The following is a 19,793-nucleotide window of genomic DNA, read 5'->3' as shown; positions in this document are numbered from 1 at the left end:
TTTAGAAACCGAGTTTTTTACCAAGATACTTCGCTGCATTCGTTTTCGCTGGTAAAAAAAACCGTTTTAGAGGGTCGGGAGTACGCCCAAGGCAGTAAAATTTAAGAGGGAAAATTTGGCAGTTAATTTTCAGCAGAAAGTAGGAGAGAAAGATTTGTGAGTATTTTTAAGAAAAAAATTAATCCTTCACCCTTCGCTAATCTGCCATTCAAACAGCCGATCGACCGCACGGCCATCTTCCTCATGCTAGTGCTGAGCGTCTTAATCGGACTGCTGCTGCTGAGCGGCGATCGCACAGCACCCAGAGTGCGAGAATTTACCTGGGAAAACAAACAAATCGGCGCCGAAGATACTGGCTTTATCCTCACATTCTTTCGGCCGATGAACCACTCCACCGTCGAGGAAAACTTAAAGCTAGAACCCCCCCTCCCCGGTAAATTTAGTTGGGCGGGAAGGCGCATGGCTTACACTCTCAAAGATCCAGCACCCTACGGCGTTACCTACACAGTCAAACTCGCCGGAGCAACCGACAAGTATTTCGGAGACAACAACCAAAATAAAGGAACGCCAATGCAACCGTTTAGCAGTTCCTTTCGCAGCCGCGATCGAGCTTTTGCTTACATCGGTGTCCAAGGCGAAACAGAAAGCAGATTAATGCTAGTCAATCTCACCAGCAGCGAATCGAAACCGATAGCGCTGACTCCCAAAGATTTAGTCGTTACTGATTTTAAACCGTATCCCGACAGCGATCGCATTTTATTCTCCGCCACAGATCGATCGATCGCCCGTACTCGCGGCACTCTAAATCAAGAACTATTCACAGTCACCACCGGCCTCAACCCCCAATCGGGCTCAGGAACTCAACAAAAATACCCAGCCGGTAGAATCGACAAAATCTTAGACTCCAAAGATTACCAAAACCTCAAATTCGACCTCTCAGCCGACGGAAAAATCATAGTTGTCCAGCGCGTCAACCGCAGCAATCCCGGCGATTTCAGTCCTTGGATTTTGGAAGAAAAACAGGCGCCCAGACCATTGGAAAACGAACAAGGCGGAGATTTTATGATTCGCCCCGACAGCAAATCGATGGTAATATCTCAAAAACAAGGATTAGCGATCGTCCCCCTCAAACCGGAAGCAGACCCAGTAGAATTTTTGCCAAAATACGAACAAGTATTGGGGATGGCCCGCGACAACTCGGCCGCCGCCTATGTTAAATACAACAGCGACTTTACTCGATCGCTTTTCATCTTAGATAACCAAGGTGTAGAACAAGAAATATTGCGTATTCCCGGCAGCATTATGGCCGTTTATTTCGACCCCCGCAAAAACCAAGACAACCAAGTTCAGCGTCTCTACTGTTTGTTAGCCCAACGCCTCAAAACAGAAAGCTACAAAGAACAGCCTTTCCTCGCCACCATCGACCTCAAAAAAGAGGGTACTCGTTTGGTAGGAACCATCAAACCGCTGCTGATTTTGCCCAACCAATTAGATACCCAAATCAGTTTATCTCCCGACGGGCTGGCATTAATTTTCGACCAATCAGTCACAGCAGCAACTCCCTCAGCAGCAGACAGTCCCCGCAACGATAGCGGACAGTCGATCGCCACCAGCCGCCTCTGGCTGCTACCCTTAGGAGACATACCCGCAGACGGTTCTCCCGCAAAATTACAGCCAGAAGAACTTCCCCTTGCCGGCTATCACCCCCGCTGGCTTCCCTAAATCGATTTTAGATTTTAGATTTTAGATTTTAGATTGACCGATATTGGTAAATATCAATAGGGTAAGGTGCGCCCATAAACACCAAGCGTTGAAATGTGCGCGGTGTACACCCTACTTTTACTAAATTGATTTGAGATTTGAGATTTGAGATTTGAAATTGAGTTGATACTAAGCCATACTGGTAAATATTACAAACTTTTGAAACAAACTCACCAGCCTGCAATTTCACATCTAAAACCTCAAACCTAAAATCTAAAATTCGCATGACTCCCGAAGAAATTAGCAATACCCTTAAAGACTTATTTGGTGACAGTGTTGAGATGCCTGCTGCCACTTCTTGGCAAGTAGAAACCCCCAATTTTCGCCTGTTAGTCCTCCTTTCAGAAGATGGGACTTGGCTGCGGATTTTGCTGCCGATCGCCGATGCCCAGGAAGCTCAACCATTTTTTGATAAACTCCTAGAAGCTAACTTCGACACCACCCTCGAAACTCGCTACGCCTTACATCAAAACGTTGTGTGGGGAGTATTTCAGCACAGTTGTGCCACACTCGCGGCCGCAGATTTCTCGGCCGCCGTCTCCAGAGTGCTGGCTTTGCAAGAGCGAGGTTTGTCCGACTTTTTCGGCGGTTTAATAGAAAGCCGCATCCGTCAAATCATCAAAGGTGCGAAGATGCAGGGACAGTCTGTGGAAACTACCCTTCAGACTTTAGACCGTTTCTACGCAGAAGGATTGATGGGTGAAATGGAACTAGGGCGAGAGTCTCGCGAAAATACTCTCGCGGCTTGGCGGTATCAGCTAGAACGCCTCTGGCCGGAGGTGGAACCCTAAGACGATTTGAGATGGCAGATGGGAGATGGCAGATTGCAAAAAACTGACTACGATCGAGGTTGGAAGTTGCCTAAAGTTGGATTTCTTTTGATTGGTATAGCAACCGCCAATACGGTGAGAAGGTTCTTAATTGCACAAACCCTTGCGGAACATTGCTTCTTCCTTCTCTCGCGACGATAACTAAAGCCTCCCATCCGTTACATTCGGTTACATCCGAAGAAAGCGAATCCGTTGCCGAACTTCTTTGTGCTGTAGAATCGGCAGATTGTTACCTGGACCCCAGTCTTGACGGTACCGTTGGAGCCTCAAGCCCCTTGGACGATGGCTAATCCGGGCCCTCCAACCCTCGAAGGATGCCCGTATATTCACTGATAACGCGCTCGCGGTTCTCCAATTCCCTTCTCTCACTAGAAAAATGGTATAATTTATCACAATAATTAGTTATAAATATTAAAAATTTTCGGAAAACAGGCGATCACAGGTATATCATGGTAAAAAGTTTAAAGCGCGTGCTCCGTAAGTTCCACAAAAGCTTCGATCGTTTAATATTGACTTAGAAACAAAATCTTTAGCAGACAATGCTACTGCGATCGGGTTTTCCCATCGGGTGCTGTTGAAATTTCACAAATTAGCAACTACCCGCTACCAATTACCCGTTACCAATTAATAGCAACTTAAGTTGTTAATGAATACAATTTTAACAGGGGTTTCATCTATGTTTGCTGTGCGTGAGACTAGCTCGGAGTTATCAGTGTTGCATATACCTGAAATTTGTACTTGGAACATCTCCTTAGAATCAACTCTCCTAGACCTGCCCCTCTACCACTGCCAAATTGAATTAACTCAACAGGCAAAAGAAGTAGCCCAGGCTTTTGAAGAAAATTCCATGCTTCCCGGCGTCATTTTGACAGAGGGGGGTAATTTTGTCGGCATAATATCCAGGCGTCTCTTTTTTGAAAAAATTAACCGCCGCTACGGATTAGAAATGTTTTTCAAGCGACCAATAGAGGTATTATACAAGTTTTCCAAGCCAGCTCCGCTGGTACTTCCCGGCAGTAAATTAATAGTAGAAGCTGCCCAGGAATCGCTTTACAGGTCAGGAGAATTAATTTACGAACCCGTAGTCGTGGAAATAGCCCCTCAGACCTACAAGCTGTTAGACGTACACCAATTAATGGTCGCTCAATCAAGAATTCACCAATTAACAAATAAGTTACTCCAAAAACAAACCCAAGCCAAACTCATCCAAACAGAAAAAATGGCTAGTTTGGGGAGAATTGTAGCAGAAGTAGCCCACGAAATCAGAAATCCGCTGAACTGTATTTGGGGAAATTTAACTTTTCTGCTGTCCTATTTTGAACACTTGCTTCAGCTCATGTCGGTTTATGAAGAAGAATATTCGGCACCGTGTCCCCGAATTGAGGCTCTTAAAAAAGAAATTGAATTTGATTTTTTACAAGAAGATTTGCCTATCACCTTAGAAGGGATGGAGTTGGGAGCCTCGCAATTGCTGAAAATAGTTAACGGGCTGCACCACTTCTCTCACATGGACGAGACAAAGCCAGTGGAGACAGACATTCACGAATGCGTGGAGATGACGCTGTTAATTCTGAAAAACCGCTTTAAAAACAGCATTGAAGTGGTTAAAAATTACGGCGAACTGCCGCTAGTTAGCGGCTACTCCGGTCAGTTGAGTCAGGTGTTTTTGAATTTGTTAGTTAATGCTCTAGACGCCCTGACAGAGTACGCAGCCGATCGAGAAATACACACCCCGTGCCCGGACAACTGGCAGCCCCAAATCGAAATTACCACTAAAGTGATAGAAACCGAACACGGCAAGCGGGTGGCCATTTGCATTGCCGATAACGGGCCCGGCATTCCTCCAGAAAATCACCAGCAGATATTTGACACCTTTTTTACCACTAAACCAGCAGGCAAAGGCAGCGGTATGGGGCTAGCTATCTGCAATCAAATCGTCACAGAAAAGCACGGCGGCCAACTCAATTTGCGATCGCAACCAGGCAAGAACACTGAATTTGAAATTCTCCTGCCCATAGTTCCCAAAACATGATTAACTCAAAAATATTCTCGGTTGTTCGCTCCTGTGGTGAAATGATAGGCTAGCTTAGTAGTACGTTCTCCATTCACTTTCCCAGCGTTTCGGCAACTAAAAGTTCCAGTGGCAAATAAATTCAGTTCCAAACTCATTGGCCCTTCAGTCTCCGAAGGCAGCCATCAAGACCTTTCCCTAGAGTCTACGCTCTGGGATTTGCCCCTGTATGACTTTCAGGTTAAATCGAGCTGCTTGGCTGTGGCAGTTGCCGAAATGTTTGAACAGCATCCTCTAGTGCCGGGAGTCGTATTGATGGAAGCAGGAGAGTTTGCTGGCATGATATCTCGCAGGCAACTGCTGGAATATTTGCTCAAACCCCAAGGCCCCGAGCTATTTTTGCACCTGCCGCTAAAAGTTCTCTACAGTTACGCTCGCCTCGAAATATTATTGGTTCCAGAGAGTACAACCATTTTGGCAGCAGCTCCACAAGCTCTGCGTCGATCGCCCGAATTGCAGTCAGAACCGATCGTCGTCCAAATAGACTCTCAATCTTACCGGCTCTTAGACCCTCACGCGCTAAACATCGCCTACTGGCAAATTCGCGGCATAGAAACTCAAGTCCGCTACGAAAGAGCCCAAACTCAAATGATTCAAAGCGAAAAAATGGCGAGTTTAGGGCGTTTAGTCAACGGAGTAGCCCACGAAATTTTAGATCCGGTGGGCTTTATCTGGGGGAATTTAACCTACGTAAGCGACTACAGCAAAAACTTGATGGAATTGCTCTCAGTTTACGACGCATACTGTACCGACCCCCCGCCGGAAATAGCACAGCTCAAGGAAGAGATCGACTATGACTTTTTGCAAAACGATTTCCTCCGAACTGTTGCCAGCATCAAATCGGGAGCCGAACGTTTGAGCAAGTTGGCAACCAGTTTGCAAAACTTCTGCCACATCGACGATATTTATCCCAAACCGACCGACTTGCACGCCAACCTAGACAGCATACTTTTGCTGCTCAAAAGTCGTTTGACCAGGGAAATTAAAGTAGTGAAAAACTACGGCTACCTGCCGCCAGTGCCCTGCTATGCAGGTCAACTAAACCAAGTATTTATGAATATCTTGACCAATGCTATTCATACATTAATTAATGAAGCAGTCGGTCAAGAATTGGCGAAAGAGTTCAAAGGTGGAGGACTCAGAGACGCCACTCGCCAGCCTAAAATTGAAATCACAACTCAAGTCTGCTGTCCCGAACCTGCGCCGGATTTAGATAAACTTCATGTTCGGTGGGTTTCGATTTGCATAGCAGATAACGGGCCAGGAATGTCACCTAGCAAGTACAAAAAAATCATAGAATCATTCTCTACTGAAAAACGCGCCCTCAAAGAAACCAGTTTAGCAGTTAGCTATCAAATCGTGACGGGCAAACACGGCGGTGCATTCAGAATGCGATCGGAATTAGGCAGCGGCACTGAATTTGAAATTTTGTTACCCTTGGCTTAAAGAAGGAAGAAGGAAGTTCGGCAACGGATTCTGTAACGGATGTAACGGATGTAACGGATGTAACGGATCTCAGGAAGAAGGAAGTTCGGCAACGGATTCTGTAACGGATGTAACGGATGTAACGGATGTCAGGAAGAGGGAAGAAGGAAGAGGGAAGAAGTTACAGTGTATTCCTGATTTATGAAGTATAGGACACGGCAATTCCGTCTCCCTACCTGTTATCTGTACTGCGCTCAACTGAAAACTGCTGTAACAGTCAACAGTCAACAGTCAACAGTCAACCATTATCTAATTGACTGCCGCACATTTTACAAAATCTAGCATTAGCATCGTGTACAGACCAACCGCAACCTGTACAAACAGCTTCTCCGTGATTAGCACTTTTAACTAATTGTTTAATCAAATCCCCCAATTGCCAAGGAATCAGAGCAATTCCTGTCAAAATCATCAAAATAGTCAGAAAACGGCCGGATTCCGAAATCGGAGTAACATCGCCAAATCCCACCGTCGTCATCGTGACAACCGAGAAATAAACAGCATCCAAAAAAGTTCCAAAACTTTCGGGATTGGCCGGATGTTCGACTTGATAAATCAAACCAGAATAAACAAAAATTATTGCCAGCAAAGTAAACAAAATCCGAGCAAAAATAACCCCATCTTCGCTGCTGATGCGGAAAATAGAAATTTTTAATTCCAGAAAGCGGATGAGTCGGAGAATTCTAAACCAGCGAAAAATTCGGATAAAACTAACGTTGACAAATCCCAGCAAAAATGGTAATATTGCTAGCAAATCAATAATTGAAAAAAAACTAAAAATAAATTTAACTCGATTTTCTGCACACCACAGCCGCAATAAATACTCAACTACAAAAACGATTAAAAGAACAGTATCGAGAGTTTGGAAATTAATTCTAACAGGCCCCGAAAGCGGGTAAGTTTCGGCGATGAAGCTGGCGGAAGATAAAAGAATGAGTCCGGTAAGAGTTAAATTGACGGTTCTGCCAATAGGGGTTTCGATGTCTTCGAGATAAAATCCAATTTGCGATCGGGTTAACATAGATAAGATAATTAATACCATTTCTCAGGTAAGGAAATTATCGCACATGAGCATCGAATTAACTAAGGGTGAAAGATTCAATCTTTCTAAAGAAACTCCTGATTTCAGTAAAATTGCGATCGCCCTGGGGTGGCAAGTCAGCCATAAAGCACAAAACTGCGACATTGACGCATCTGTTTTTATGTTAGCTGCGGACGGTCGCATTCCCGATGAAAAGTATTTTGTATTTTACAACAATCTGACATCGCCGGACGCTGCGGTGCGACATTCAGGAGACAGCAGGAATGGACAAGTTGAGGGAGATGATGAGACGGTTTATCTGGATTTGAGCAAAATCAATTCGGCGATTCAGGAAATTGTGTTTGTGGTGACTATTCACGACGGACAGGAAAAAAATCAAAGTTTTAGTCAAGTTGAAAAGGCTTTTATCCGGCTTTACAATTCAGAGAATCTTAGCGAATTGGTTCGGTACAATTTAAACCAAATATTTTCGCAAGAAACGGCTTTAGAATTTGGACGGCTGTATAAGAAGAATGGCGAATGGAGGTTTCAGGCTGTAGGACAGGGATATAATGCTGGGTTGCAAAGTTTTGTAGACAAGTATTATGTTGAAAATGCGGTTGAGAAAAGCTCGAATGCTGGTGAGAAGGTTGATGATGCTGAGGTTGTGAGGCGGTTTAGCGAGCGGGTGGACAAGCTATTGCGGGAAAAAGCAGCGGGAGAGTCTGTTGCTAATCCTGTGAATGCGGATAACTTGGAAGCTGATAAGGATGTTGATGATTCTGTTAAGGATGTTGATGATTATGTTTCAAAAAATCAGGAATTTGCTATCACTGCTGAGGAATTTTTACGGCGGTATAACCAGGGAGAACGGGATTTTACAGGGATTAACTTAGCAGGAGTCGATTTGAGCGGCAAAACTCTGGAATATCCCATTAGTTTCAGTCAAGCAAACCTGAGCAATGCCAACCTGAGTAATGCCAACCTAGTGAAGGCAAACTTGATTGGAGCTAACCTGCAAGGGGCAAACTTGAAATCCACAAACCTGCAACAAGCCGATTTAATTCAAGCTAATTTTAGTGGTGCAAACTTAACTAAGGCAAATTTGAATTATGCAAGACTCATTCAAGCGAATTTAAGTCAAGCAAAGTTGAGCGAGACACAATTGCATAGTGCGAACTTGACTACAGCCAATTTAAGCAGTGCCAACCTAACTCAGGCAAATTTAAATAACGCTAATTTGATAGGAGCAGATTTAAGTCAAGCCAAAGTAACTAAAGTTAGCCTATCTTATGCTGATCTAAGGGGGGTTAAGCTGAATGGGGTAAGTTTAGTTGCAGTAAACCTTGATGGAGCAAACCTGAAAAACGTAAATTTGAAAGCGGTAAGCTTGATCGGATCTAGTCTTGCTCAAGCTAATCTGAGCGGTCAAAACTTGGCAGGCTTAAACCTGTCTGGAGTTAGCTTTCAAAATGCTAACTTGAGTGGAGTAAACTTAACTTCAGCAAACCTGTGCGGAGCAAATTTGAGTTATGCAAACCTAGAGAAAGCTAACCTGAAAGATGCCAACTGGGTTGGAGCAAATATGACAAGTGCTAAACTCGCAGGTGCAATTATGCCAGACGGCACAACTCACGAATAAATGGAAGTGCGATTTTTGTACTAAGGACTTCAGTCCTTATATTTCTGGATTTAAGCGCTGTGACTCGGAGAAACCGGGTTTTTTATCGATCGCGCAAGGAAACCAAATATTGTCGCAAAAAACCCGGTTTCTGGCCCAGCGCGTACTGGATTTAAGGGCTGCGACTCGGAGAAACCGGGTTTTTGCCCGCATCGGCGCGCCCAAACGCAATATCTCGAAAAAACCCGGTTTCTGGCCTAGTGGGTACTAAATTTAAGCGCTGTGAGTTTGAGTATAATTAGGGTTAAATGTCCAATATTATAGATTTGAGATGAATGAATCTGACACGGAAATTATAGAATCGACCCTCAGATGGATGACGGAGTTTGTCGAGTTACCGCATCCAGTTTTCAGCGATTTACCGATTTGTCCCTTCGCTAAAAAAGCACGCTTGGCAAATCAAATTTTATTCAAAATCGAGCGGTTTTCAGCGCGGACTGAGTTCGATCGCGATTCTGCCATAATGAAATCGATTTATGAATTTTACAATTCGGAATTTGAAATAATGGTAGTAATTAATCCAGAAAAAACAGCAATTACTGCGCCAGAAACTAAAGAATTGATAGACAAATTGAATAATCAGATTTCAGAGTTGGGCTTGCTGGCTTTTCACATCCATCCCGAAGAAGATTTTAATATTGACGGGCTTCATACTAGGAGGATGCCCTATCCAGGCTTCACTGTTCAAGTAAATTCTAAGCTGAAGCCAGCTTCCGATTCTTTAGAGAAAACTGAATATTACAAAAATTGGACTGCCGAACAACTAAAATATTTGGGGATTCCGAGAAATTGACGATCGCCCGCCCTCCCCGCGTATCTCCCAGCCATTACAATTAATTCAGCAAAAAATCTTTACACATAAGAACTCATGCAGCTCAAGTCAACAACCCGCCATATTCGCATATACACCGCCATCCTCGAAGATAACGAACTCGTACCCAGCAATGACCTTTTGACCCTCGACATTGACCCAGATAACGAACTTAACTGGAATGACGAGTCAGTCAAACAGGTACAGGCCAAATTCGACCAACTCGTAGACGCATACGAGGGCCAAGATTTGACCGAGTACAACCTCCGCCGTATCGGTTCGGACTTGGAACACTTGGTACGATCGCTCCTCCAAAAAGGCCAAATCAGCTACAACCTCAACGGTCGCGCTGTCAACTACAGCATGGGATTACCTCAAGTTGATGCGAAAATTCACCTGTAAGCACGATCGGGCGATCGGCATTTGTGTCAACTTAAGAGTGAAACCCATAATAAATCTCGCTTGTAGCTGAGTTTCCATCCCCTCTTAGCTTGCCCCCGACTCCCCTAATTAAGGGGAGTCGGGGGTGCAAGAACTCATCTGCCTTAAGGGCGATTAAGGGGGCTCTAGACTTCGATAGAAAGCAAAGACTCAGAGGCGGAGAATTGGGAAAATCTGCTTTTATTCTTCTTCCTGCTGCTTTCTGACTCCTGACTCCTGACTCCTGGCTTCTTCCTTCTTTTTACCCTCAGCGGAGTCGAAGGGCCTTCCTCCTTCTTCCTTCTCCCTCGCACCCCCTGCATCAACTCGACAATTAGTAGGATGGCGATCGCGTTCCAAAAACTGTTTAACTGCAACTTGGCGGTTGGTCATAAACTGACCCCAAGCGCCGGGAAACATCCCATCCAAGGTTTCCACCAGCGCCCAAACCTCAAGATTCATCACTTTGTAATAATAACTGTGAGAATGTTGAATGCTAGTGAGTATTTCGTCTATTTCAACTGCAGGCAGTAGCTTCGGATCGGGCAAATTCTTGGGAAAGGCGCTGGGTTCATGTGGGGGCATGGTTAAATACTCAACAGCTTGCAGAGGCCGGTCAGTCGATTTTAGATTTTAGATTTTAGATTTTAGATTGATTCCACAGATGAATCTGGGGGCTTGAACTAATATCTAAATTTTTTTGCTCTCCACGACTACTGTCGCGGGCTGGCATCGGTCAGTAGATGTGAGATGTGAGATTGTAGATTTTATACTTGAGATGGATTCCACAGATGAATCTGGGGGCTTTTATCCGTCTTTGGGTCAGGTTAAATTTAACTTTACTTGCTAAACTCGGGAACGAGGTAACGAACACCCTTGGCGAGAAAACCGAGAATTGATATTTATTTATACCTGTCGGCTCAGGTGATTTCTACGTAGCTGCATCATACCATTATAGTTAGTCTAAAATTTCAATTCCCTTGAGTGCTGCGATTTCTTCGGAAATGGCCACTATCAGGAATATGCTGAAAACAGCGTGATTTCAAGCCGAGGACTTGGGCCTCGCGCGATCGTCTAACTCTGAAAGCTCCTAGCAAAATTCATCGGCGGGTTAACAAAATGGTAGACTATTTGTGTCAGTACAAGACATTAAAACCTACCCCTCGACAGGGGGAAAGTCACGCCTAAAACATTGTCAGGAGATATCACTACGCACACAACAGTGGAAACGTGGTGAGCCCGGGAACCTGAAAAATCAGGATATTAGGACTGCGAAGTCTTAAGAATCTCCGTCTGTTGAGAAAGCGGGGGTGTCAAATAATCGCCACGTATCAACCCGTCGAGGTTCAATCGCTAAAATAGTTCAGATCAGCACGCTTGCCCAAAGGCGTCAGGAACCCTTATGCAAAACTCTGTGGCAAAACACTACTTATGGGCTTTAGGTGAAGGGATCAAAGGGTGTAAGCCAGGCGATCTGATCGCTGGTCGCTACTTGGTCAAGCGCGATCGACTTCTTGTCGATACTCAACCCGAACACTTGCCGGAACTGCCCGAAGAGATTCCGAGTGTTGTCACTCCTTATCTGAGACTGTTTGCCTATCAGTTGCACGTACCTCAAGTATACGGCCTGGTATCGTCCAAGATGAGCAAGCTCTCGGGAGATATCTGGCTGCTGGAAAACGGGCCTATTTTGAAGGTGACGGAATCTTTAATGCCGGAATTGGCGGAATCCTGGAAAGGAGCCGCAGCGATGCGCCAGCTCAATTGGCTGTGGCAAATGGCCCAGTTGTGGCAGCCGTGTATCGCTCAGGGCGTGGCTTCGACGCTGCTGACTCCGGAACTGCTACGGGTGGAAGGGCAATTGGTGCGGTTTCTGGAATTGCAGCCCGATCGCAAACCGCCTCATTTGTCGCAGTTGGGCAAATTGTGGCAGCAGTGGCTCGAAGATGCTCACCCGGCTATTGCCAATTTTTTGAGGCAACTTTGCCAGCAAATGGTTGCCGGTCAAGTGCGCCACGGCGAACAACTGATGAGCCAGTTGGATAAAGCTCTGGCAAAGTGCGGCCGATTTTACGATCGTCACGTTGAAATTGCCACGGGCACGGATGTAGGCAGATCCCGGGCTCACAACGAAGATGCTTGCTATCCGCCCAGCGGTACGCTGTTCTCCGGAAACCCGGGTGCGGAAGCTTGCGCGATCGTCTGCGACGGTATCGGCGGACAAGACGGCGGGGAAGTCGCTTCGGAAGAAGCAATTGGTGTGCTGCGCGACAAGTTGCAGCAAATGCCCCTGCATCAGGCTAATTGGGACCCGTTGAGCCTGACTTCCAAGCTGGAACGGGCGGCTTGTGCTGCTAACGACAAGATAGCCAGTCGCAACGACAGCGAACACCGCCAAGGCCGCCAGCGGATGGGAACTACCCTAGTTATGGGTTTAGCCCACATTCACGAACTCTACGTCGCCCACGTCGGAGACAGTCGCGCTTACTGGATTACCCGCACCGGCTGCTATCAAGTTACTCTCGATGATAATGTGGCTTGCCGCGAGGTGCGTTTGGGCTTCTCTCTCTACCGGGATGCTTTGGAACAAGTGGCCGCCGGAGCTCTGATTCAAGCTTTGGGGATTACTTCGTCCAACACTTTGCACCCGACTGTGCAGCGTTTTCCGGTGGATGAAGACTGCGTTTTGCTGCTGTGTTCCGACGGTTTGAGTGATAAAGACCGGGTTGAGGAATGTTGGGAAGCGGAGATTTTGCCAATTCTCGACGGTAGCATTAATTTGGCTAAGGCGCGCGATCGGCTGATTGAGATTGCTAATACTAGAAACGGTCACGATAACGTCACTGTTGCTTTAATTCACTGTCAAGCACATTTGAGGGAAGACGGCAATACTTTGACAGAACTGTCTGTGGCACCTTTAGATACGCCGATCGAACTAATTTCCGACAGCGAGGATATGCCAACGGATTTGACCGGTATCACAACCTTGGGCGGTGGGAATTCTGAAGGAAAAACGCAGTTGTTACAGCCGGAAAAAAGCAAAAGCCCATTTTCGCTGCTGCTGAAAATTTTATTTTTATTAGGCTTGGGAGGTGTATTTGCTTATTTTTTCATCCCTCCGGTGGGTCGGGCGATCGATACTGCCGGGGAGTCGATTTTTGGGAAACGCGGTTTTATTAAAGCTGGAAGCACGCCAGAAAAAACTGTTGAATCTGTACCTTCTCCGGTCAAATCTTTAGAAATCGGCTCGTTTATAGAGATTAAAAGTTCTGGGGCTGGGGAAGGGGAAAAAGAGGGCGAGCGCTTGGATTTGCGAGCCGCAATCGGTGAGTTGACTGTCAAAGGAACAGTCCCAGCCGGTAGCGTTTTACAGGTGACAAACAAACAGCTTACGCCTCAAGGCAATTGGCTGGAATTGAAAGTTTGTTCGATTCCTGAAATAGTGCGATCGAACTCTCCCAAACCCGAGCCAAATAAAGATTTTTCTACAGTTTCAAAACCCGCACTGAATCCATCTGCCGCTGTGGCAACTCCGTCGCCTTCCCCGGCAGTTAAGCCAACAGTTGAAGTAGAAAGCGCCAAGCTGCAACCGGGGGAAATCGGATGGATTCAAGAACAAGCTGGCGTTTCTAAAGTAGTCTCTAACCTAGCATTAAACCCAACTCAAAAGGGAAAATGCGTTGATGCTGACTCAAATCCCAATGCTAATTAAACTGTTAATGCTTGAGTATGTTGAGCAAACTTGATAAAGTTTAGTCTAAAGGAAAATGCAGATTCCTAAACAAAACTAATATTAACGGGTACAATTGCAGGTCAAGGAGCTGAAAAATTTTTAACCTAATTTCTTAGAGACTTCTGCCAGTTTAGTCACCATTTGGGATACGGCTTTGTCAACGGCGTCGCTCAAAAGTGAGTCTTCATTGCTATTGCTGGAATTGCCGCCCATACCCCTAACGGAAACATTAGAAGCGCTTTGATCCGCTTCTCCTACTGCTTTGGCAGTGGCAAGAATATCTCCCGAATCTGTACCGATTAACCGCACGTCTATTTGAACGGTAGCTTTGGTTTTTTGCGAACCTGCGCCGATTCCCATGAAACTGCCGCCGCCTGATTGTTTGTCGATATTAAACTTGGTAATGGTGCCGATGAGTACGGCGTCAACTCCTAATTGTTTGCCAATTTCGGCTGCTGTGCCGGCATCCATCGCGCCGCTGCGATTTTGCTGTTTGAGCACTTGTTCGAGTTTGCTACGATCGACTACTGTATAAGTGCCGTTGTTGACGAGTTCGTTGATTAGCAGTTCGCTGATGCCTTTGGCGGCGCCGACTCCCCTGTAGGAAGTGTAATAGCTGTTAGTGGTGCCGTAGTCGAAGTCCATGACGACGAGGCGTTTTTTGGCAGTTGCTTGGGCGAGTTGGGTTGGGGGTTGGGTGGTGGCTGGTGTGGCGGTCGCACTTAATGAAACGCCTGCTAGCATTAGGGTAGCGAGGGAAATGCTGGTTTTCCTGCCAAAAAATCTAATATCTCTGTACTCTAAGGTGGGCAACAACCGCACAGCCATCCAAAATTGCTTTTACGCCCCAGCTTCCATAAAACCCATCAACCAATTAGCCATCGTCGCCCTGCGAGTCTGTCGGGGCCCAAATTCTCCAATTTTATAGCCTTTAAACCCCAATTTTTCCTTCAGCAACTGCTTGTTTTCTGGAGGAGTCGATCGAGTCAATTTCACCGTCGCCGGCCTAGAATCGATAAAATCGGGCGGTTCCGGGTACTCTTGACGCCACTCGGGTGCAACACCTGCACTGTTCCACTTGCCAGTCTCGGCATCGCAGCGGTACCCCAGATACTGCCAAACTAATCGGTTGACAGCAGCATCGTCTATCTCTTCGTTGAGGATAGCCCAAATAGTTTCGTTATTCAGCGGTGGTAATTCAGACATGAGCGCGATCGAATCGGAAACAAAAAAAGTTTAACTCACATGAGGTACTATTCTCAGGAACGGGTACGCGAACCCGTTCCACAAAAAATCATAGGAATTTGTTTGTGGGGTGGACACGCGAGTCCGCCCCAAATGCCACCTCACAAAAAATCAATTCAAAATTCCGTCTTTCTCGGCCATCGACAGCATTAAGTCAATCACGCGGCTAGAATAACCCCACTCGTTGTCGTACCAAGAAACGACTTTGAAAAACTTAGAATTCAGTTCAATTCCCGCACCTGCATCGAAAATGCTCGATCGCGCGTCGCCCTGAAAATCTGTCGAAACCACCGCATCCTCAGTATATCCAAGAAGGTCTTTGAGTTCGCCCTCCGAAGCTTTTTTCATGGCCTCGCAAATTTCTTTATAGCTAGTTTCCTTCGCCGTTTTGAAAGTAAGGTCAACTACAGACACGTCGGGAGTTGGCACCCGCAAAGCCATTCCCGTCAATTTTCCTTTCAATTCTGGCAACACCAAAGTAACAGCTTTCGCTGCACCGGTCGAAGATGGAATAATATTTTGAGCCGCACCGCGTCCTCCCCGCCAATCTTTTTGGCTGGGGCCGTCTACAGTTGGTTGAGTAGCTGTCATTGCGTGAACTGTCGTCATTAAACCTTCTTCCAAACCGAAGTTATCGTTGATAACTTTGGCAATTGGTGCTAAACAATTCGTCGTACAGCTAGCATTAGAAACAACCGTATCTTTTGCCGGGTCAAATTTGTGGTGGTTGACCCCTACTAGATATGTTGGTACTTTTTCCGGGTCTTTTGTCGGTGCTGAAAGTATTACTCGTTTTGCTCCTGCCGTCAAGTGTTTTGATGCGCCTTCAAAATCTGTAAACAATCCGGTAGATTCTACAACATAATCGGCGCCGGATTTACCCCAGGGCAATTCGGCAGGATTTCTAATCGCTGTACAGGGGATAAATAGTCCGTCAACGACAATCCCGTCTGGTTTGCTTTCAACTTCGCCGTCGTAAATGCCGTGGGTAGAGTCGTATTTGAAAAGATAAGCCAGGTTGTCTGGCGAAACTAAGTCGTTAATGCCGACAAATTCGATGTTGGGGTTTTTGATGCCGGCACGCATGACTAGCCGTCCGATGCGACCAAATCCGTTGATGCCAACTTTTAATGCAGCCATGTTTAAACTCCTATTGAAAATATCGTTAGTCGATCGGGCGTTAGCGAAGCCCTCGAAGAGGATCGCCTGTGGTGGCTTAGAATTTACCACGCTAACGGATTTTGGCAAGTGATTCTTTTCTATCTCTTAATAATTCTGAATTCTGCAGCGGGGAAGCGCAATTAATCCTGAAATGACCGCTGGCTAATGGCTGATGCCTGATGATTATAAACTGGTAAAAGTGCTATAAGAGACAGAAATTATTTTCAAAATCGCCTTTTTTAAATCACGCTAAAGTAATTAGAAAAAACTTAGGCAAAAGCAAAAACGGAGTGGCATTCTCACCAGCGGCTGTCCGGGCCCGCAGCCTAGGATTAAAGTCGCAGATACGCGCAAAGACACGGCAATGCCGTGTCCTTACACATATGGCGTACAATCTATATGCAGCTCTACTTTTGCGAATTGGTACAATCATCAATCACTAAGGACTAATGACTACCCGACGCACCTAGTAATTAGCAATTCCACCGCATCGGAAATAAAACACGACCCACCAAATTTATTTAGCACTGGTCTAATGTTTTCTGCAACTGCTGATACTTGAGCTGGTGAACAAAAAGCAAGCACGTAAATGTTATCCAGTGCCGTCATTGATGAACCACGAGAAACGTGATCCCGGGTGCTTTTTCCAGCGACATCACGAATCACCGAATAACCGGGTACGCCAGCTTTGTCTAAACCGTCTAAAATCTTGCCGAGCTCCACTGAGTGAGCTATGATTTCTACTCTTTTGACTGACTCCATCATCTCACCTCCAAAACATATTGATTCCGTATAGATACATGGGAATGCCTACAATGATATTAAAGGGAAATGTCACTGCTAAGGCAGTTGAAATGTAAAGGCTGGGATTCGCTTCGGGAACAGTTAGGCGCATGGCTGCTGGTACTGCTATATAAGAAGCACTCGCGCACAATACGGCAAACAGCAAAGTGTCTCCCTGTGGCATTCCGATTAATTTCGCTATTAGCAAAGCAATTACTGCGTTGAGTATGGGAATTAGGATTGCAAAGCCGATCAGAAAAATTCCTGCTTCTTGCAAATCTTTAATTCTGCTAGCAGCAACCAGCCCCATGTCTAGCAAGAAAAAAGTCAAAACTCCGTAAAACAAGTCTTGAGTAAACGGACTCATAACTTGCCAACCGTGTTCTCCTGTCATTATGCCCATAATTAGGCTGCCAATCAGTAGAAAAACTGAACTGTTTAGGAATGCTTCTTGCAACACTTCTGGCCAAACTATTTCGCGTTTTCCTTCTTCCCCCCCGAATACACTCACGAGGATTAGCCCGACTATAATTGCTGGGGATTCCATTAATGCTAGCGCGGCTACCATGTAACCGTCAAAGTCGATCCCCTGTGCTGTGAGGAAGGAGGTTGCCGTGATAAATGTGACGGCGCTGATGGAACCATAGGTAGCTGCGATCGCGGCGGCATTGTAGGAGTCGAGTTTGATTCTCAGTATGAAAAAAGTATAAATGGGTACTAGCATTGACATCAGCATCGCTGCCAAAATTGTCAGGGCGACTTGCTGGTCAATTCCGCTTCTGGACAGTTCGACGCCGCCTTTAAATCCGATCGCAAACAGCAGGTACAGCGAAAACAGTTTGGGGATGGGCGCTGGAATTTCTAAATCAGATTTGAGAAAAATTGCCAGCATTCCCATGAAAAAAGCTAATATGGGCGGATTTAAGATATTTGACGCTACTAAACTCAAATCCACGATGGTTCACTCCCATTTCTTGCGTTTTTAATATTACTTCCCCAGTAATTGTGGCACGAGAATGGATCAATAGACCGATCGAACTTTAGACGCGCAAGCTCGATCGGGCTAAATACCCCAAATACGGCAAAGGCGCACAGTACGCACCGTACAACGAGTAAGGTGTGGACTGTGCACCCGCAGGCTAAGTTATTGTTGTTTAACTAAGCAACTGCCAAATAAGACTCTAGGGCTTCGGAACCACCGATCAACTTGCCGTCGATAAATACTTGCGGCACAGTTGTAGCCCCAGTCATAGCCCGGAGCGATCGAGTTGTGATCTCCCGGCCCAAGACAATTTCTTCATAATCCAAGCCCTTTTGACTCAGCATTGCCTTAGCCTTAGCGCAGAAGGGACAGCCCATTTTTGTAAACAGCGACACTAGCTTCGGCTTGGGTGCTGCGGAGTTGATGTAGTTGAGCATCGTCTCGGCATCGGACACTTTGAAAGGATCGCCCGGTTCATCAGGCTCAATAAACATTTTTTCAACCACGCTATCTTTTACCAGCATCGAATAACGCCAAGACCGCTTGCCAAAGCCTAAATCTGTTTTGTCTACCAGCATTCCCATGCCTTCAGTAAATTCGCCGTTACCGTCGGGAATTAACGTCAGATTGTCTGATTCTTGGTTTTTGGCCCATTCGTTCATCACAAAGGTGTCGTTGACGGAAATACAAACGATCTCATCTACGCCGTTTTCTTTGAAAACTTTCGCCAATTCGTTGTAACCGGGGAGGTGCGTTGACGAACAAGTGGGAGTAAAAGCTCCCGGCAGCGAGAAGACTACTACCGTTTTACCTGCAAATATATCATCGGTGGTGACATCCACCCACTCGTTGTCTTGGCGAGTGCGAAAGGTGACTTTGGGTACTCTTTGACCTTCTTTGTTCGTCAGCATGATTTTAAATTCTTAGGTACTTGGCTTCAATTCCTTTGCTTATTATAGCGTACTCATAACGAGTATGACTTGTCAAGGGAGGCGAGTTTTTTCTCGGACTTGGGCGCGCGCGATCTCAGTTAATTGTCTTTGCGACGATAGTTTGAATCATAGTCCGAATCAATCTCGCGGCGCGCGCGAACTCAGTTCATTGTCTTTGCGACAGCTAGCAGATTTAAAACTTGCTGTTTAAGTAGGTCGGCAATTCTGTCTCCAATCCTTTGCTGCTGCTAACAGGTGAGGATTTTTTACACATTCTGTCAACACATCGATATCAATTCCTGGCAGCAATTCGCTTTGTGTGATTAATTCATAACCGCAGTTTGACACGAATTCAAGCGGAATTTCTTCTCGCAAATGGTAGATAGAAAATCGGTCATCTCGCCAGAACCAAACCTCTGGCACATTCAACCTTCTATACAGTTCTAGTTTATTGATGCTGCCACTGGTAACAATCACTTCAATTACCAAATCGGGGAATTCTTTATCTGTGCCAATACAGTAAGCTTCATCCGGTTCCGTACCGCCACTTTTTTCCTCTTGTCGCAGAGTTGTAGACCCAAAAGGAAAATATTCGATTTCAGCTTCTACAAAGTAAATTTCTAGCAGATTTCCAATGCCAGTTTTGCGACTTTCATGGCGGCGAGAAGGCGACATAATTTCCAAAACTCCATCTAAATAAGTAACTCGATATCCCGCTGTATCTCCAATCCGATCCAGCAGTGTCTCGTATTGTTCCCAGTTGGCGCTATCGGTAATGTAGCGATCTTCAGGATCTTGGCGTTGGAGTGCTTGTTCCTTAAGTAGCGTATCTAGCTCGCTCGTCAGCATCGGTATTACCTCCTTACAAGTTGTTCTAATC

At 45.8% G+C, this 19,793-nt stretch carries 18 protein-coding genes; 9 read left to right on the top strand and 9 right to left on the bottom strand.

Annotated features, from left to right (window positions below; all coding sequences use genetic code 11):
* The first annotated feature begins 156 nt into the window (after nt 1-156).
* The 5 genes from QUA71_RS04805 to QUA71_RS04785 all read left to right on the top strand — a co-directional run bounded on the left by QUA71_RS04805 (nt 157) and on the right by QUA71_RS04785 (nt 6,292).
* Nucleotides 157-1,722, top strand: a complete 1,566-nt coding sequence (locus QUA71_RS04805) for a hypothetical protein (RefSeq protein WP_333282804.1) — start codon at nt 157-159, stop codon at nt 1,720-1,722.
* Between the two features lie 263 nt (nt 1,723-1,985).
* Nucleotides 1,986-2,552, top strand: coding sequence for a hypothetical protein (locus QUA71_RS04800; RefSeq protein ID WP_333282801.1), 567 nt, complete (start codon nt 1,986-1,988; stop codon nt 2,550-2,552).
* Nucleotides 2,553-3,267: 715 nt separating this feature from the next.
* The gene (locus QUA71_RS04795) at nt 3,268-4,623 is read left to right on the top strand and encodes an ATP-binding protein (protein WP_445243749.1); all 1,356 of its coding nucleotides are present in this window, start codon (nt 3,268-3,270) and stop codon (nt 4,621-4,623) included.
* A gap of 108 nt (nt 4,624-4,731) precedes the next feature.
* Nucleotides 4,732-6,108: an ATP-binding protein gene (locus QUA71_RS04790; protein WP_333216123.1), complete on the top strand. Its 1,377-nt coding sequence runs from the start codon at nt 4,732-4,734 to the stop codon at nt 6,106-6,108.
* Entirely contained in the window at nt 6,083-6,292 is a 210-nt protein-coding gene (locus QUA71_RS04785) for a hypothetical protein (RefSeq protein ID WP_333282795.1), read from the top strand. Before QUA71_RS04790 ends, QUA71_RS04785 begins: the two co-directional genes overlap by 26 nt.
* Before the next feature lie 93 nt (nt 6,293-6,385).
* On the opposite strand, the gene QUA71_RS04780 is transcribed toward QUA71_RS04785, so the two are convergent.
* Entirely contained in the window at nt 6,386-7,186 is an 801-nt protein-coding gene (locus QUA71_RS04780; protein ID WP_333282792.1) for an ion transporter, read from the bottom strand.
* A 25-nt stretch (nt 7,187-7,211) separates the two neighbouring features.
* On the opposite strand from QUA71_RS04780, the gene QUA71_RS04775 reads away from it, so the two are divergent.
* The 3 genes from QUA71_RS04775 (at nt 7,212) to QUA71_RS04765 (ending at nt 10,059) form a co-directional block, all read left to right on the top strand.
* Complete coding sequence (locus QUA71_RS04775) at nt 7,212-8,807, top strand: TerD family protein (protein WP_333282789.1); 1,596 nt, start codon at nt 7,212-7,214, stop codon at nt 8,805-8,807.
* 310 nt (nt 8,808-9,117) lie between these two features.
* The gene (locus QUA71_RS04770; protein WP_333282786.1) at nt 9,118-9,639 is read left to right on the top strand and encodes a hypothetical protein; all 522 of its coding nucleotides are present in this window, start codon (nt 9,118-9,120) and stop codon (nt 9,637-9,639) included.
* Between the two features lie 75 nt (nt 9,640-9,714).
* Nucleotides 9,715-10,059, top strand: coding sequence for an NAD(P)H-quinone oxidoreductase subunit M (locus tag QUA71_RS04765; RefSeq protein ID WP_333282783.1), 345 nt, complete (start codon nt 9,715-9,717; stop codon nt 10,057-10,059).
* Nucleotides 10,060-10,278: 219 nt separating this feature from the next.
* On the opposite strand, the gene QUA71_RS04760 is transcribed toward QUA71_RS04765, so the two are convergent.
* On the bottom strand, nt 10,279-10,662 hold the full coding sequence (locus QUA71_RS04760; protein WP_190735248.1) for a hypothetical protein: 384 nt from the start codon (nt 10,660-10,662) through the stop codon (nt 10,279-10,281).
* An 817-nt stretch (nt 10,663-11,479) separates the two neighbouring features.
* On the opposite strand from QUA71_RS04760, the gene QUA71_RS04755 reads away from it, so the two are divergent.
* A complete protein-coding gene (locus tag QUA71_RS04755) occupies nt 11,480-13,789 on the top strand; it encodes a protein phosphatase 2C domain-containing protein (RefSeq protein WP_333282780.1) in 2,310 nt (769 codons plus the stop codon).
* Nucleotides 13,790-13,909: 120 nt separating this feature from the next.
* Here QUA71_RS04755 and QUA71_RS04750 read toward each other — a convergent pair whose 3' ends face one another.
* From QUA71_RS04750 to QUA71_RS04720, 7 genes are all read right to left on the bottom strand, one after another.
* Nucleotides 13,910-14,638: an LPS assembly lipoprotein LptE gene (locus tag QUA71_RS04750; protein WP_333282777.1), complete on the bottom strand. Its 729-nt coding sequence runs from the start codon at nt 14,636-14,638 to the stop codon at nt 13,910-13,912.
* A gap of 12 nt (nt 14,639-14,650) precedes the next feature.
* On the bottom strand, nt 14,651-15,016 hold the full coding sequence (locus QUA71_RS04745) for a DUF1823 family protein (RefSeq protein ID WP_006632158.1): 366 nt from the start codon (nt 15,014-15,016) through the stop codon (nt 14,651-14,653).
* A gap of 150 nt (nt 15,017-15,166) precedes the next feature.
* Nucleotides 15,167-16,195 (bottom strand): type I glyceraldehyde-3-phosphate dehydrogenase, encoded by a 1,029-nt coding sequence (gene gap / locus QUA71_RS04740; protein ID WP_333282773.1) that lies wholly within the window; start codon nt 16,193-16,195, stop codon nt 15,167-15,169.
* A 474-nt stretch (nt 16,196-16,669) separates the two neighbouring features.
* Complete coding sequence (locus QUA71_RS04735) at nt 16,670-16,981, bottom strand: P-II family nitrogen regulator (RefSeq protein WP_242728729.1); 312 nt, start codon at nt 16,979-16,981, stop codon at nt 16,670-16,672.
* Between the two features lies 1 nt (nt 16,982).
* Nucleotides 16,983-17,954, bottom strand: a complete 972-nt coding sequence (locus tag QUA71_RS04730) for a sodium-dependent bicarbonate transport family permease (RefSeq protein ID WP_190660925.1) — start codon at nt 17,952-17,954, stop codon at nt 16,983-16,985.
* Between the two features lie 203 nt (nt 17,955-18,157).
* The gene (locus tag QUA71_RS04725; protein ID WP_333282768.1) at nt 18,158-18,892 is read right to left on the bottom strand and encodes a glutathione peroxidase; all 735 of its coding nucleotides are present in this window, start codon (nt 18,890-18,892) and stop codon (nt 18,158-18,160) included.
* A 228-nt stretch (nt 18,893-19,120) separates the two neighbouring features.
* On the bottom strand, nt 19,121-19,762 hold the full coding sequence (locus tag QUA71_RS04720; RefSeq protein ID WP_333282765.1) for a Uma2 family endonuclease: 642 nt from the start codon (nt 19,760-19,762) through the stop codon (nt 19,121-19,123).
* Nucleotides 19,763-19,793: the final 31 nt, after the last annotated feature.

Source organism: Microcoleus sp. MON1_C5, from assembly GCF_036701875.1.
Taxonomy (GTDB): Bacteria; Cyanobacteriota; Cyanobacteriia; order Cyanobacteriales; family Microcoleaceae; genus Microcoleus.
This window is presented reverse-complemented; position numbering and strand designations above follow the sequence as displayed.

Excerpts from the sequence above, each read along its gene's own strand:
- QUA71_RS04760 (WP_190735248.1), bottom strand. The coding sequence starts at position 10,662 with ATGCCCCCACATGAACCCAGCGCCTTTCCCAAGAATTTGCCCGATCCG.
- QUA71_RS04735 (WP_242728729.1), bottom strand. The coding sequence starts at position 16,981 with ATGATGGAGTCAGTCAAAAGAGTAGAAATCATAGCTCACTCAGTGGAG.
- QUA71_RS04795 (WP_445243749.1), top strand. The coding sequence starts at position 3,268 with ATGTTTGCTGTGCGTGAGACTAGCTCGGAGTTATCAGTGTTGCATATA.
- QUA71_RS04745 (WP_006632158.1), bottom strand. The coding sequence starts at position 15,016 with ATGTCTGAATTACCACCGCTGAATAACGAAACTATTTGGGCTATCCTC.
- QUA71_RS04720 (WP_333282765.1), bottom strand. The coding sequence starts at position 19,762 with ATGCTGACGAGCGAGCTAGATACGCTACTTAAGGAACAAGCACTCCAA.
- QUA71_RS04770 (WP_333282786.1), top strand. The coding sequence starts at position 9,118 with ATGAATGAATCTGACACGGAAATTATAGAATCGACCCTCAGATGGATG.
- QUA71_RS04725 (WP_333282768.1), bottom strand. The coding sequence starts at position 18,892 with ATGCTGACGAACAAAGAAGGTCAAAGAGTACCCAAAGTCACCTTTCGC.
- QUA71_RS04800 (WP_333282801.1), top strand. The coding sequence starts at position 1,986 with ATGACTCCCGAAGAAATTAGCAATACCCTTAAAGACTTATTTGGTGAC.
- gap (WP_333282773.1), bottom strand. The coding sequence starts at position 16,195 with ATGGCTGCATTAAAAGTTGGCATCAACGGATTTGGTCGCATCGGACGG.
- QUA71_RS04775 (WP_333282789.1), top strand. The coding sequence starts at position 7,212 with ATGAGCATCGAATTAACTAAGGGTGAAAGATTCAATCTTTCTAAAGAA.
- QUA71_RS04750 (WP_333282777.1), bottom strand. The coding sequence starts at position 14,638 with ATGGCTGTGCGGTTGTTGCCCACCTTAGAGTACAGAGATATTAGATTT.
- QUA71_RS04755 (WP_333282780.1), top strand. The coding sequence starts at position 11,480 with ATGCAAAACTCTGTGGCAAAACACTACTTATGGGCTTTAGGTGAAGGG.
- QUA71_RS04780 (WP_333282792.1), bottom strand. The coding sequence starts at position 7,186 with ATGGTATTAATTATCTTATCTATGTTAACCCGATCGCAAATTGGATTT.
- QUA71_RS04765 (WP_333282783.1), top strand. The coding sequence starts at position 9,715 with ATGCAGCTCAAGTCAACAACCCGCCATATTCGCATATACACCGCCATC.